Genomic DNA, 14,024 nt, shown 5'->3' on the forward strand with positions numbered 1-14,024 from the left:
GTGCAAATCTACAATACGGAGCGGCCACACATGGCCCTGAAAAACAAAACGCCCGATGCGGTGCATCGGGCGTTCTGAGGCCTAACGGCCTACCTGAAAAGGTGTAAACCTATTTCAGGACTAGACATTTGCAGGCAAAAAAAAGGGGCGGTTTAACCCGCCCACATTTTTTCCGTAGTCCCTTTGTTCCCTTTCATCATCCTGATGAATCGCGTCCTGCGATGTCCTTGGCCGTCATCCTTGATAGCCTGTGTCAGTCCGTAGACACAATTGAGATACTAGCGGCTGCAGCATTTCCTTCAATGGGGCAAATCTCTCAAAAAGCTGCAGAAACCTCTCTGAAACAAACGACAAAGTTGTTATTTATCAATAAGTTACAAAATCAACCACACTTAAAACGACAACGTTCTACTAAAGCCTATAGCGATGGCTTACATAACAAGTAAGCGAAGGCTTACACGGAAAACAACTGTGCCAACAACGATGAGCGCTTTCGACTAAAACCAGATGTTTCCCTGGTAACAACAGGAAATGCCTCCCAGTAGCGCATTTCATCCACAAACAAAAACGCCTCGATCACGTCGAGGCGTTCTTTGCTGCAAGCAGTGCTTACTGGAACAGCGACTCACTGGACAGGCCGTTCTTCTCAAGGATCTCACGCAGGCGCTTGAGGCCCTCGACCTGGATCTGGCGTACCCGCTCACGGGTCAGGCCTATCTCCAGCCCGACATCTTCCAGGGTGCTGCTTTCGTGCCCACGCAGGCCGAAACGGCGAATCACCACTTCGCGCTGCTTGTCAGTCAGCTCGCTCAGCCATTGGTCGATACTCTGGGACAGGTCATCATCCTGGAGCAGCTCGCAAGGGTCTGTAGGGCGATCGTCGGTCAGGGTATCGAGCAGGGTCTTGTCAGAGTCCGGCCCCAGCGAAACATCCACCGAGGATACACGCTCGTTGAGCCCGAGCATGCGTTTGACCTCTCCAACGGGCTTTTCCAGGAGACTGGCGATCTCTTCCGGGGACGGTTCGTGATCGAGCTTCTGGGTCAGTTCACGCGCCGCGCGCAGGTAAACGTTGAGCTCCTTGACCACATGAATCGGCAAGCGAATCGTGCGGGTCTGGTTCATGATCGCTCGTTCGATGGTTTGCCGGATCCACCAGGTGGCATAGGTGGAGAAACGGAAACCACGCTCGGGATCGAACTTCTCGACCGCGCGAATCAACCCCAGGTTGCCCTCTTCGATCAAGTCCAGCAGCGAAAGCCCGCGATTCACATAACGCCGGGCGATTTTCACCACCAGACGCAGGTTGCTCTCGATCATGCGCTTGCGTCCGGCCGGATCGCCACTTTGCGACAGGCGCGCAAAATGAACCTCTTCCTCTGGCGAGAGCAAAGGCGAAAAGCCGATTTCATTGAGGTACAACTGGGTTGCATCAAGCGCACGCGTATAATCGATGTACTTGTGCTGCTTAAGCGTAGAGCCTTGTTTAGCCCTGGTCCGAACCGAAGATACAGCAGGTTCGTCTGACACCACATCCGTTTCCAAAACGATGCCCGTCTCCATCAGGAGCACTTCATCGTCGATGTCAAACTCCGGCACTTCTTTACTGAGAGCCATTGTTATAGTCCTTTGCTGAGTTCGAACTCAGACTCGAGCGACGCCGATATCCCTGGCAACGCTGGAGCCTGTCCCCTCTACGCGAGGAACAGGCCGGGTACTAGCAATCAACGACGCGGCAGGAATTGCAGCGGATCAACAGGTTTGCCCTGGCGGCGAATCTCAAAATGCAGCTTCACCCGGTCTGTGCCCGTGGAACCCATTTCGGCAATTGTCTGCCCAACTTTGACCTGCTGTCCCTCCCGAACCAAAAGCCTGCGGTTGTGGCCGTAGGCACTGACGTAGGTGTCGCTGTGCTTGATGATGACCAACTCGCCGTAGCCCCGCAAGCCACTCCCGGCGTAGACAACTGAACCATCAGACGCAGCAAAAACAGGCTGTCCCAAATCACCGGCGATATCAATGCCTTTATTCAAACTGCCGTTTGAAGCAAATTTTCCAATCAGTACACCCGTGGCCGGCCATGCCCAGCCACCCACTGCTCGCTCAGTTGCAGGCACTTGGACCGGCGCGGTGGTGGCAGTGGTTGCCACAGGCGCTGGCGTCACTGGTGTGGTCGTCACGGGCTTGGCTGGAGTACCGGCCGGGCGGGTGGTGATGGTGGTCTTGCTCGAAGGCGATGACGAGGTGGTGACCACCGTGGTGGCGCCGCTGGCCTGCCCGTTGGAGCGTCCATCGAAGCGAATCGCCTGGCCTGGCCGGATGGTATACGGCGCTGCAATGCTGTTGCGCGCTGCAAGGGCCTTGTAGTCCCAGCCATAACGGAAGGCAATGGAGTAAAGCGTGTCCCCCGGGCGCACCACATACTGGCCGCTGGTCGTGGCAGGACGCTTGGCTACCGGTGGCGCATTGCGGTCGACCACACGGGCGCTATTGCTGGATGTGCTGGAGCAGCCGGAAACCAGTGAACCCACGGCAAGTGCAATCACCAGAAGCTTGAAGCTCGAAAATCCCCTGCGCTGCTGAATGATTGTGTGACCCACCCGCCGCTCCCTCTCATGGTGACTGCTGTGAAAATGCAATATTGTTTCAATTATAACCGAGCACATGTGCCTTGCGGACGCCGGGCGTGCGCAAAATGTGCCCCCAACAGCATAGGGTAGCCTGCCAGATAGACAGGACAATGCCGGAGGAATTCGCCCGCTGTGAAAAAAAGTCTTGATCAGGCCAGCGGGCCGGTCAGCAACGGTACGAAACGCACAGCACCCAGCACCTGCTGCGAAAACCCATGCTCTTCACGCACGATCAGCATCAAATGCTGGGTGTCCCCTGTCGGCCCCACCGGAATGACCATACGCCCGCCCGGGGCGAGCTGATCAAGCAAGGCCTGCGGAACTTCCGGAGCCACGGCCGTGACGATGATGCCATTGTAAGGCGCCAGCGCCGGCCAGCCTTCACAACCATCACCCCAGCGGAACACCACGTTACGCAGATTGAGCTCGGTCAGTCGTTCCTTGGCGCGATCCTGGAGCACCTTGATGCGCTCCACAGAGAACACCCGCTCGACCAGTTGCGCGAGGATGGCGGTCTGATAACCCGAACCGGTGCCGATCTCCAGCACTTTGTCCAGAGGGCCCGCCTGCAGCAGCAGCTCACTCATGTGCGCGACCATGAATGGCTGGGAAATCGTCTGGTTGTTGCCGATCGGCAGCGCCGTGTCTTCATAGGCGCGGTGTGCCAGCGCCTCGTCGACAAACAAGTGACGCGGCGTACGCCGCAGCACATCGAGTACTTTGGGGTTGGACACGCCCTCTTCGATCAACCGCTGAATCAGCCGCTCACGGGTTCGTTGCGAGGTAAAACCGATACCATGGCGCATCAGATCCTCCTGTTCACGCATCAGAGCAGCCCCTCCAGCCAACCATCCAGGCGCTCGAAAGCATCGTTGAACGTGCGGTCGAGCTGCAACGGGGTGATCGAAACATAGCCCTGCATCACCGCATGAAAATCCGTGCCCGGGCCGCCGTCCTCGGCATCACCGGCCACTGCGATCCAGTAGCCTTCCTTGCCCCTCGGGTTGACCACCTTGGTCGGGGCCGCAGCGCGGGCGCGATGCCCCAGACGCGTCAACTGAACACCGCGGATATGCTCGAGCGGCAAGTTGGGGATATTCACATTGAGCACTGTTCGCGGCGGTAACTCCAGAGTCTTGTGCGCCTCAACCAGCTTGCGTGCGAAATAGGCGGCCGTCGGCAGGTTGTCCGGCAGGCGCGAGAGCAACGAAAAAGCGAAGGAAGTACCAGCGAGGAAGCGCCCTTCGAGGGCGGCGGCCACCGTACCGGAGTAAAGCACGTCATCGCCCAGGTTGGCGCCCAGGTTGATTCCCGATACCACCATGTCCGGTGTTTGCTCCAACAGACCGTTGAGCCCCAGGTGTACGCAATCGGTCGGCGTGCCATTGAGGCTGATATAGCCGTTGGCCAGCGTCTGCGGGCACAAGGGGCGGTCGAGCGTCAGCGAACTGCTGGCGCCGCTCTTGTCTTGATCCGGGGCAATCACTACACAGTCGGCATAGTCCGCCAGCGCAGCATGCAGCGCGGCGAGTCCGGGTGCGGTAACACCGTCGTCGTTCGAAATCAGAATACGCATGGGCTGTCCGTCTGCCCTGCCGACACCAGATCAACAAGCTCGCGCACCACGACGGTGGCAAAGCATCCGGCCGGAAGGACGAATTCCAGTTGCAGAATATCAGGCTCGGGATAATGCCACGTCAGGCCGCCAATGGGCAGTCGCAGGATGCGACGTTCATGGCTCATGCCCGCCCGCGCCAACCATTGGCACAACGACGCATGCTGCTCACCGATGCGCTGTTCGAGTTCGCCAGTGGCGCCGCTGGCGGCTGACTGCCCCTCGCCCCAGAGTGGGCCGGTGGGATGCAAGTCAAGAATGGCCAGACGCGGATCGGAACACTCCGCTTCGCCGGCCGGAAAAAAGCTACGGCTATCGGTGAAGGCCAACAGGTCGCCGACCTGAGCGTGCTGCCAGCTGCCGTCGGCTACGCGCTGCGCCAGCACCTGGTTGAACACATAGCTGCGAGCACTGGAAAGCAGTCGTGAACGTACATTGCGCTGTTCCGGCAGGGCCTGACGCCCGGCCCAGTCGTGGGCATCGTGAACATTGCCGCCGGCATGGCCGAAGCGCTGGGTTCCAAAATAGTTGGGAACGCCTTGGCTGCGTAGTTGCTCCAGACGCGCGTCCAATGCCGGGTGCTCAGCATTCAGCGCGGTCAGGCGCAAGGTGAAGCCATTGGCCGAATGGGCGCCACGCTGCAGCTTGCGCGAGTGCCGGGTCTGCTTGAGGATGCTCAGGGTTTCATTTTCCGCCGCGCTCAAGTCCGGATCGGCCTTGCCCGGCAGGTGCAGGCTGAACCATTGACGGGTCAGAGCCTGACGATCCTTGAGGCCGGCATAGCTGATATTGCGCAGCGGTACGCCAGCAGCCCGGGCCAGACGGCGCGCAGCTTCTTCGGTATTGAGGTCGCGTTTTTCGACCCACAACCATAGGTGCTCGCCAGCACCGGACAGGGGGATATCGAGGACTTCATCGACCTGAAAGTCTTCGGCGGTGGCCTTGAGAATCGCGCTACCCAGCGCCGGGCCCGATGCACGCGGGCCGAGCAGTTCCAGTTCGGTCATGCTGGCAGCAACAAGGCAACGGCGTGGACGGCAATGCCTTCTTCGCGACCGGTGAAGCCAAGCTTCTCGGTGGTGGTAGCCTTGACATTGACCTGATCCAGCTCGACCTGCAGGTCTTCAGCGATCAGTTGGCGCATGGTGTCGATATGCGGGGCCATCTTCGGCGCCTGGGCGACGATGGTGGCGTCGACATTGCCGACTTTCCAGCCTTTGGCCTGAACGATCTTGACCACATGACGCAACAGCACACGGCTGTCTGCCCCCTTGAACTGCGGGTCAGTGTCGGGGAAGTGTTTGCCGATGTCGCCCAGCGCCGCAGCGCCGAGCAGGGCATCGCTCAGGGCGTGCAGCAATACATCGCCATCGGAATGGGCCAGTAGCCCGAACGTGTGCGCAATGCGCACCCCACCCAAGGTGATGAAATCGCCTTCCGCGAAGCGGTGCACATCGTAGCCGTGGCCAATACGCATAAAAAAACGCCCTGATTGAGTCAGGGCGTGATTCTACCCGCTTTGCCGGGCATTAGGCTGATTTGTAAGACAGTGCCTACAACAAACCCAGGGCCACACCATGATGACGCAGGTGCTCATCGATAAAGCTGGCGATGAAGTAGTAGCTGTGGTCATAACCTGGCTGCAAGCGCAGTTCAAGTGGATGACCGGCAGCCTTCGCCGCCTGGACCAATACCTGAGGTTTGAGCTGGGTTTCGAGGAAATCATCGCGATCCCCCTGGTCCACCAGCAACGGCAGGCGCTCCTTCGCTTCGGCAATCAATACACTGGCATCCCATTCGCGCCAGCGTGTGCGGTCTTCACCCAGGTAGCGGGAGAAGGCCTTCTGGCCCCAGGGGCAATCCATCGGATTGCTGATCGGGGCGAACGCCGATACTGACTGATAACGCTTGGGATTGCGCAACGCACAGACCAGTGCACCGTGGCCGCCCATGGAGTGGCCGCTGATGCCGCGACGATCTGACGCGGGGAAATGCGCCTCGACCAGCTTCGGTAGCTCATGCACCACATAGTCATGCATGCGGTAGTGCTGGGCCCAGGGTTGTTCTGTGGCGTTGAGGTAAAAACCAGCGCCGAGGCCAAAGTCCCAAGCGCTCTCAGGATCGACCGGCACCTGAGGCCCGCGCGGGCTGGTGTCGGTGGCGACAATGATCAACCCCAGCTCGGCCGCAAGCTTGTGCGCACCCGCCTTCTGCATGAAGTTCTCGTCGGTGCAGGTCAGGCCGCTAAGCCAGTACAGCACCGGCAGTTTGCCGCCCTGCTCCGCTTGCGGCGGCAGGTAGACGGCAAACACCATGTCACAACCAAGCACCTCGGAGCGATGGCGGTAGCGCTTGTGCCAGCCACCGAAACTCTTCTGGCAGGAAATGTTTTCCAGGCTCATGGCAAACCTCAGAAATGGATGACGCTACGAATGCTCTTGCCTTCATGCATCAGGTCGAATGCCTTGTTGATGTCTTCCAGGCCCATGGTGTGGGTGATGAAGGTATCCAGCGGGATCTCGCCTTTTTCCGACATTTCCACGTAGCTCGGCAGCTCGCTGCGGCCACGCACGCCGCCAAACGCTGAACCGCGCCAGACCCGGCCGGTCACCAGCTGGAACGGACGGGTGGAGATTTCCTGACCCGCGCCGGCGACACCAATGATCACCGACTCGCCCCAGCCCTTGTGGCAGCATTCCAGCGCGGCGCGCATCAGTTGTACGTTGCCTACGCATTCGAAGGAGAAGTCCACACCGCCGTCGGTGAGATCAACGATGACGTCCTGGATCGGGCGGTCGTAATCCTTGGGATTGACACAATCGGTGGCGCCCAGTTGCCTGGCGATTTCGAACTTGCCCGGATTGATGTCCACGGCAATGATCCGCGCAGCCTTGGCCTTGACCGCACCAATGATCGCCGACAGGCCGATGCCACCGAGACCGAAGATGGCCACGGTATCGCCCGGTTTGACCTTGGCGGTATTGAGCACCGCGCCGATGCCGGTGGTGACACCACAACCGAGCAGACAGACCTTCTCCAGCGGCGCTTCTTTCTGGATCTTGGCCACGGAAATTTCCGGCAGCACGGTGTACTCGGAAAAGGTCGAAGTCCCCATGTAGTGGAACAGTTGCTGCCCCTTGTAGGAGAAACGCGTGGTGCCGTCAGGCATCAGGCCTTTGCCCTGAGTCGCGCGAATGGCCTGACACAGGTTGGTCTTGCCGGACCGGCAGAACTTGCACTGGCCGCACTCAGGGGTATACAGCGGGATCACATGATCACCCACCGCCACCGAGGTGACGCCCTCACCCACCGCCTCGACGATCGCGCCGCCTTCATGGCCCAGGATCGATGGAAAGATACCTTCAGGGTCCGCACCGGACAGGGTGTAGGCATCGGTGTGGCAGACACCGCTGGCAACAACGCGCAACAGCACTTCACCCGCCTTGGGCATGGCCACGTCGACTTCGACGATCTCCAGCGGTTTCTTGGCCTCGAAGGCAACGGCGGCACGGGACTTGATCATCAATCTTCTCCAGCAAGGGGTCAGTTCAAGCTCGAAGTGTAATTCATCATCATTTGATTAATAATCAGGACAAAGACAAAACATTATTGCTGTATAGGGATAATCCATGAGTAGCCGCTGGGAAGGTATCGACGAGTTTGTCGCAGTGGCCGAATCGGGCCAATTCACCGCTGCGGCCGAACGCCTGGGGGTTTCGTCTTCACATATCAGCCGCCAGATCGCCCGACTGGAAGACCGCCTGCAAACTCGCCTGCTTTACCGCAGCACGCGCAAAGTGACCTTGAGCGAAGCTGGACAGACGTTTCTGCAGCATTGCCAGCGTCTGCAGGATGGCCGGGAGGAAGCCTTGCGCGCCATGGGCGATCTCACCAGTGAGCCCAAAGGCTTGCTGCGCATGACCTGCGCGGTGGCCTATGGCGAGCGCTTCATCGTGCCGCTGGTGACGCGCTTCATGGCGCTGTACCCGCAACTGCGGGTCGATGTCGAACTGAGCAATCGCACCCTTGACCTGCTCCATGAAGGCATGGACCTGGCCATTCGCCTGGGCCGCCTTCAGGATTCGCGCCTGGTTGCAACGCGCCTGGCTCCGCGGCGCATGTACCTGTGCGCCTCGCCGGCATATCTGGAGCACTACGGTCGACCGCACAGCGTGTCGGAACTGGCTCGGCACAATTGCCTGATCGGCAGCTCGGATATCTGGACGCTGCAGCAGGATGGTCGTGAGCAAGCTCTCAGGGTGCAAGGCAACTGGCGCTGCAACAGCGGCCAGGCGGTGCTGGATGCAGCACTGCAGGGCATGGGGTTGTGTCAGCTGCCAGACTATTACGTGCTTGAGCACTTGAAGACCGGGGCGCTGATTTCGTTGCTTGAAGCGCAGCAACCGCCCAACACAGCAGTGTGGGCGCTGTACCCGCAGCAACGGCATCTGTCACCGAAGGTGCGCAAGCTGGTGGACTATTTGCGTGAGGGGTTGGCGCTGTTGCCTGAGTATCGCGCGGGCTGAAAAAACTTCGCCGGCAATGCCGGCGCCTACAGGCCCGCTGTATTCAGCCGCGCTTGGCCCAGCGCTGACGCAGCCACTCCAGGTCTTCCGGCCGGGTCACCTTGATGTTGTCACTACGCCCCTCAATCAGGCGCGGCGCCTGCCCCGCCCACTCGATGGCCGAGGACTCATCGGTGATCACCACATCCGCCACCAGACTATCGGCCAGGGCCCGGTGCAATGTGCCCAGACGAAACATCTGCGGGGTATAAGCCTGCCACACGGTACTGCGGTCAATGGTGGCGCTGACCCGCCCGTTGGCGTCGGCGCGCTTGAGGGTGTCGCGGGCCGGCACGGCCAACAGACCACCTACCGGATCGTCGGCAAGTTCGAACAGCAAACGGTCCAGGTCGCTGCGCGCCAGGTTCGGGCGGGCGGCATCGTGTACCAGCACCCAATCGCTGTCAGCCGCGCCCTGGGAATGCAGCAGCAGCAAGGCATTGAGCACCGAATCGGCGCGCTCCTGGCCACCGGCGGCACGCTGAATGCGTGGGTCACTGGCGCAGCGCAAGCCAGGCCAGTAAGGATCGTCAGCGGCAACGCTGACCACCACCCCTTTGACACAGGGATGGTCGAGAAAACAATCGAGGCTATGCTCGAGAAGGGTCTGCCCGCCCAATTGCAGGTACTGCTTGGGCCGGTCGGCAGCCATGCGGGCACCAACGCCCGCGGCGGGGATCACGGCCCAGAAGGCCGGCAAGGTCTGGTTCATTGGGCAAGCTGGTAGAGGGTTTCACCCTCCTTGACCATACCCAGTTCATGGCGAGCCCGTTCTTCGACGGTTTCCATACCTTTTTTCAACTCCAGTACTTCAGCATCAAGCACACGGTTACGTTCCAGCAGACGCTCGTTTTCGGCGTGCTGGTCGGCAATCTGTTGCTTGAGTTCGGTGACATGGGCCAGGCTGCCATTGCCCACCCACAGGCGATACTGCAGGCCACCAAGCAGCAGGAGCAGAACGAGGAACAACCAATAGGGACTGCGCATCAGGGTATCCAGTGGAAAAAGACCGCCACCTCTGCAGGGCACTGATGGCACGAAGCCTGGCCGAAGCCAGGCTTTGTGCACACAGACCTGCCGCAACAAGTTGCTGAACTGTCAGTATGACTGTTCAGCGAACCTTGGTTGCTGTCTTTTTACCATCTCTTGCTTAGCCGCGAAACTCGGCACGACCACGGTACACAGCCTTGCTGCCCAGTTGCTCTTCGATACGCAGCAGCTGGTTGTACTTGGAGACGCGGTCGGAACGGCACAGCGAACCAGTCTTGATCTGGCCGGCAGCGGTACCCACGGCCAGGTCGGCAATGGTCGAATCTTCGGTTTCGCCCGAACGGTGCGAGATCACTGCGGTGTAACCGGCAGCCTTGGCCATCTGGATGGCTTCCAGGGTTTCGGTCAGCGAGCCGATCTGGTTGAACTTGATCAGGATCGAGTTGCCGATCTGCTTGTCGATGCCTTCCTTGAGGATCTTGGTGTTGGTCACGAACAGGTCGTCACCAACCAGTTGCACCTTGGCACCGATCTTGTCAGTGAGGATCTTCCAGCCAGCCCAGTCGGACTCGTCCAGACCGTCTTCGATCGAGATGATCGGGAAACGCTCGGTCAGGCCTTTCAGGTACTCGGCAAAACCTTCAGCGTCGAACGACTTGCCTTCGCCAGACAGGTTGTACTTGCCGTCTTCGTAGAATTCGCTGGCCGCGCAGTCCAGGGCCAGAGTCACGTCGGTGCCCAGCTTGTAGCCGGCGTTGGCCACAGCTTCAGCGATGGCGCCCAGGGCGTCTTCGTTGGAAGCCAGGTTAGGCGCGAAACCGCCTTCATCACCTACAGCGGTGTTCAGGCCACGGGCCTTGAGCACAGCTTTGAGGTGATGGAAAATTTCGGTGCCCATACGCAGACCGTCAGAGAAGGTCTTGGCGCCAACCGGCTGAACCATGAACTCCTGGATATCGACGTTGTTATCGGCGTGCTCGCCACCGTTGATGATGTTCATCATCGGCACTGGCATCGAGTACTGGCCTGGGGTGCCGTTGAGGTTGGCGATGTGCGCGTACAGCGGCAGGTCCTGATCCTGGGCAGCGGCTTTGGCAGCAGCCAGGGATACAGCCAGAATGGCGTTGGCGCCCAGCTTGGCCTTGTTCTCGGTACCGTCCAGGTCGATCATGGCGCGGTCGAGAGCTTTCTGGTCAACCGGGTCTTTGCCCAGCAGCAGATCGCGGATCGGGCCGTTGATGTTGGCGACAGCCTTCAGTACGCCCTTGCCCATGTAACGGCTCTTGTCGCCATCACGCAGCTCCAGCGCTTCGCGCGAGCCAGTGGAAGCACCGGACGGCGCGCAGGCGCTACCGATGATGCCGTTGTCGAGCAGTACGTCCGCTTCTACGGTAGGGTTACCACGCGAATCGAGAACTTCACGACCTTTGATGTCGACGATTTTTGCCATTGTTGTAAGCACTCCAGAATTGACGAAAACAACGCAGCTGAGAAAAATCTTTGCCGCTCGCCGGGCAGTTTGAAACAGGCAGGCCTGGCGAAAGCAAACCCCTGACCCGAGGGTCAGAGGTTGAACGGGGGGTACTTTACCGGAGAATTGAGGATTACGCGGTTTCTACCGTCGGAAAACTCTTCACCAGATCGTCCAGTTGCTTGAGCTGGGCCAGGAATGGCTCCAGTTTGTCCAGGCGCAGGGCACACGGACCGTCACACTTGGCGTTGTCCGGGTCCGGGTGGGCTTCGAGGAAAAGCCCGGCCAGGCCCTGGCTCAGACCGGCCTTGGCCAGGTCGGTGACCTGGGCACGACGGCCGCCAGCGGAATCGGCGCGACCACCCGGCATCTGCAGGGAATGGGTCACGTCGAAGAACACCGGGTACTCGAACTGCTTCATGATGCCGAAGCCGAGCATGTCCACCACCAGGTTGTTGTAGCCGAAGCTCGAACCACGCTCGCAGAGGATCAATTGATCGTTACCGGCTTCTTCACACTTGGTCAGGATGTGTTTCATTTCCTGAGGCGCGAGGAACTGGGCCTTCTTGATGTTGATCACCGCGCCGGTCTTGGCCATGGCCACCACCAGGTCGGTCTGGCGCGACAGGAAGGCCGGCAACTGGATGATGTCACAAACCTCTGCCACGGCTTGCGCCTGGTGTGGTTCGTGAACATCGGTGATCAGCGGAACATTGAAGGTGCGCTTGATCTCTTCGAAGATCTTCATCCCCTCTTCCAGGCCAGGGCCACGGTAGGAGTTGATCGACGAACGGTTGGCTTTGTCGAAGCTGGCCTTGAACACGTAAGGGATACCGAGCTTCTCGGTAACCCGCACGTACTCTTCGCAGACCTTCATGGCCAGGTCACGGGACTCCAGCACGTTCATGCCGCCGAACAGGACGAACGGCTTGTCGTTGGCGATCTCGATGTTACCGACGCGAATGATCTTCTGGGTCATGATCAGGCCTTGTTCTTTTGAGCCAGTGCCGCCTTGACGAAACCGCTGAACAGCGGATGACCGTCACGCGGGGTCGAGGTGAACTCAGGGTGGAACTGGCAAGCGACGAACCACGGATGATCCTGGGCTTCGACCACTTCGACCAACGCGCCGTCACCGGAACGACCGGAAACCTTGAGGCCGGCTTCCATCAGTTGTGGCAGCAGCTTGTTGTTCACTTCGTAGCGATGACGATGACGCTCGACGATCACATCCTTGGCGTAGCAGTCATGGACCTTGGAGCCGCTTTCCAGCTGACACTCCTGGGCGCCCAGACGCATGGTGCCGCCCAGATCGGAGGCTTCGGTACGGGTTTCAACCGCGCCGGTGGCGTCTTCCCACTCGGTGATCAGGCCGACAACCGGGTGAGCGCTGTTGCGATCGAACTCGGTGGAGTTGGCATCTTTCCAGCCCATGACGTTACGGGCGAACTCAATGACCGCGACCTGCATGCCCAGGCAGATACCCAGGTACGGCACCTTGTTCTCACGAGCGTACTGCACGGCCGTGATCTTGCCTTCGACACCGCGCAGACCGAAGCCGCCCGGTACCAGGATGGCATCAGCGCCTTCGAGCAGGCTGGTGCCCTGGTTCTCGATGTCTTCGGAATCGATGTAACGCAGGTTGACCTTGGTGCGGTTCTGGATGCCGGCATGGCTCATCGCTTCGATCAGCGACTTGTAGGCGTCCAGCAGCTCCATGTACTTGCCGACCATGGCGATGGTCACTTCGTGCTCTGGATTGAGCTTGGCATCGACGACCTTTTCCCACTCGGACAGGTCAGCGCCATTGCACTGCAGGCCAAAGCGCTCGACGACGAAGTCATCCAGACCCTGGGCGTGCAGCACGGCCGGGATCTTGTAGATGGTGTCGACGTCTTCCAGGGAGATCACCGCACGCTCTTCAACGTTGGTGAACAGGGCGATCTTGCGACGCGAGGAGACATCGACCGGATGGTCGGAGCGGCAGATCAGCACGTCAGGCTGCAGGCCGATGGAGCGCAGTTCCTTGACCGAGTGCTGGGTCGGCTTGGTCTTGGTCTCGCCAGCGGTGGCGATGTACGGCACCAGGGTCAGGTGCATCAGCATGGCGCGCTTGGAGCCCACTTCGACGCGCAGTTGACGGATCGCCTCGAGGAACGGTTGCGACTCGATGTCACCCACGGTACCGCCGATTTCCACCAGGGCCACGTCGGCATCGCCAGCACCCTTGATGATGCGGCGCTTGATTTCGTCGGTGATGTGCGGAATGACCTGGATGGTCGCGCCCAGGTAATCACCACGGCGCTCTTTGCGCAGCACGTGCTCGTAGATACGGCCGGTGGTGAAGTTGTTGTTCTGGGTCATGGTCGTGCGGATGAACCGCTCGTAGTGGCCCAGGTCCAGGTCGGTTTCGGCGCCGTCGTGGGTGACGAACACTTCACCGTGCTGGAACGGGCTCATGGTGCCCGGGTCGACGTTGATGTACGGGTCCAGCTTGAGCATGGTGACCTTGAGCCCCCGCGCCTCCAGGATGGCCGCCAATGAAGCCGAGGCAATGCCTTTCCCCAATGAAGAAACAACACCGCCCGTGACGAATATGTAGCGCGTCATGAAAAACCCTAGAAGTCTGCGTTAAAGCGGTCAGTGCCGCCGGGGAAAGCGAAGGAAGGCCGAAGCCCCCGATCACCTGCGTCAATCACAGTGCATCTTAAAAAACTGCCGCGTCTGAACACACCGGGGGTTGAAAACCCGGT

General features: G+C 59.8%; 15 protein-coding genes. 2 read left to right on the plus strand and 13 right to left on the minus strand.

The window, feature by feature from the left end; translation table 11 throughout:
* On the plus strand, positions 1-78 hold a 78-nt coding region (locus C6382_RS19555), incomplete at its 5' end, for an integrase core domain-containing protein (protein WP_146146908.1).
* A gap of 531 nt (positions 79-609) precedes the next feature.
* Here C6382_RS19555 and rpoS read toward each other — a convergent pair.
* From rpoS to C6382_RS19595, 8 genes are all read right to left on the minus strand, one after another.
* Positions 610-1,617, minus strand: a complete 1,008-nt coding sequence (gene rpoS / locus C6382_RS19560) for an RNA polymerase sigma factor RpoS (protein WP_038613944.1) — start codon at positions 1,615-1,617, stop codon at positions 610-612.
* Between the two features lie 107 nt (positions 1,618-1,724).
* Complete coding sequence (locus C6382_RS19565; RefSeq protein WP_107025998.1) at positions 1,725-2,600, minus strand: peptidoglycan DD-metalloendopeptidase family protein; 876 nt, start codon at positions 2,598-2,600, stop codon at positions 1,725-1,727.
* A gap of 179 nt (positions 2,601-2,779) precedes the next feature.
* A complete protein-coding gene (locus tag C6382_RS19570) occupies positions 2,780-3,457 on the minus strand; it encodes a protein-L-isoaspartate(D-aspartate) O-methyltransferase (protein WP_107025999.1) in 678 nt (225 codons plus the stop codon).
* Positions 3,457-4,206, minus strand: a complete 750-nt coding sequence (surE, locus tag C6382_RS19575; protein ID WP_107026000.1) for a 5'/3'-nucleotidase SurE — start codon at positions 4,204-4,206, stop codon at positions 3,457-3,459. The genes C6382_RS19570 and surE overlap by 1 nt, the downstream gene beginning before the upstream one ends.
* Positions 4,194-5,252 (minus strand): tRNA pseudouridine(13) synthase TruD, encoded by a 1,059-nt coding sequence (gene truD / locus C6382_RS19580; protein ID WP_107026001.1) that lies wholly within the window; start codon positions 5,250-5,252, stop codon positions 4,194-4,196. The genes surE and truD overlap by 13 nt, the downstream gene beginning before the upstream one ends.
* Positions 5,249-5,722 carry a 2-C-methyl-D-erythritol 2,4-cyclodiphosphate synthase gene (gene ispF, locus C6382_RS19585; RefSeq protein ID WP_107026002.1) on the minus strand — a complete coding sequence of 158 codons (474 nt, stop codon included), beginning with the start codon at positions 5,720-5,722 and terminating at the stop codon, positions 5,249-5,251. The genes truD and ispF overlap by 4 nt, the downstream gene beginning before the upstream one ends.
* 76 nt (positions 5,723-5,798) lie before the next feature.
* The gene (fghA, locus tag C6382_RS19590) at positions 5,799-6,647 is read right to left on the minus strand and encodes an S-formylglutathione hydrolase (protein ID WP_107026003.1); all 849 of its coding nucleotides are present in this window, start codon (positions 6,645-6,647) and stop codon (positions 5,799-5,801) included.
* 8 nt (positions 6,648-6,655) lie between these two features.
* A complete protein-coding gene (locus tag C6382_RS19595; protein WP_107026004.1) occupies positions 6,656-7,768 on the minus strand; it encodes an S-(hydroxymethyl)glutathione dehydrogenase/class III alcohol dehydrogenase in 1,113 nt (370 codons plus the stop codon).
* Positions 7,769-7,874: 106 nt separating this feature from the next.
* Here C6382_RS19595 and C6382_RS19600 point away from each other — a divergent pair, with 106 nt between their 5' ends.
* Positions 7,875-8,771: a LysR substrate-binding domain-containing protein gene (locus C6382_RS19600; protein WP_107026005.1), complete on the plus strand. Its 897-nt coding sequence runs from the start codon at positions 7,875-7,877 to the stop codon at positions 8,769-8,771.
* A gap of 43 nt (positions 8,772-8,814) precedes the next feature.
* On the opposite strand, the gene ispD is transcribed toward C6382_RS19600, so the two are convergent.
* From ispD to C6382_RS19625, 5 genes are all read right to left on the minus strand, one after another.
* Entirely contained in the window at positions 8,815-9,522 is a 708-nt protein-coding gene (ispD, locus tag C6382_RS19605) for a 2-C-methyl-D-erythritol 4-phosphate cytidylyltransferase (protein ID WP_107026006.1), read from the minus strand.
* On the minus strand, positions 9,519-9,797 hold the full coding sequence (gene ftsB / locus C6382_RS19610; RefSeq protein WP_038613966.1) for a cell division protein FtsB: 279 nt from the start codon (positions 9,795-9,797) through the stop codon (positions 9,519-9,521). The genes ispD and ftsB overlap by 4 nt, the downstream gene beginning before the upstream one ends.
* A 163-nt stretch (positions 9,798-9,960) precedes the next feature.
* Positions 9,961-11,250: a phosphopyruvate hydratase gene (gene eno / locus C6382_RS19615; protein WP_107026007.1), complete on the minus strand. Its 1,290-nt coding sequence runs from the start codon at positions 11,248-11,250 to the stop codon at positions 9,961-9,963.
* A gap of 154 nt (positions 11,251-11,404) precedes the next feature.
* Positions 11,405-12,250: a 3-deoxy-8-phosphooctulonate synthase gene (kdsA, locus tag C6382_RS19620; protein WP_107026008.1), complete on the minus strand. Its 846-nt coding sequence runs from the start codon at positions 12,248-12,250 to the stop codon at positions 11,405-11,407.
* A gap of 2 nt (positions 12,251-12,252) precedes the next feature.
* The gene (locus tag C6382_RS19625) at positions 12,253-13,881 is read right to left on the minus strand and encodes a CTP synthase (RefSeq protein ID WP_107026009.1); all 1,629 of its coding nucleotides are present in this window, start codon (positions 13,879-13,881) and stop codon (positions 12,253-12,255) included.
* Positions 13,882-14,024: the final 143 nt, after the last annotated feature.

It is taken from the genome of Pseudomonas sp. BBP2017, from assembly GCF_003024385.1.
Lineage (GTDB): Bacteria > Pseudomonadota > Gammaproteobacteria > Pseudomonadales > Pseudomonadaceae > Aquipseudomonas.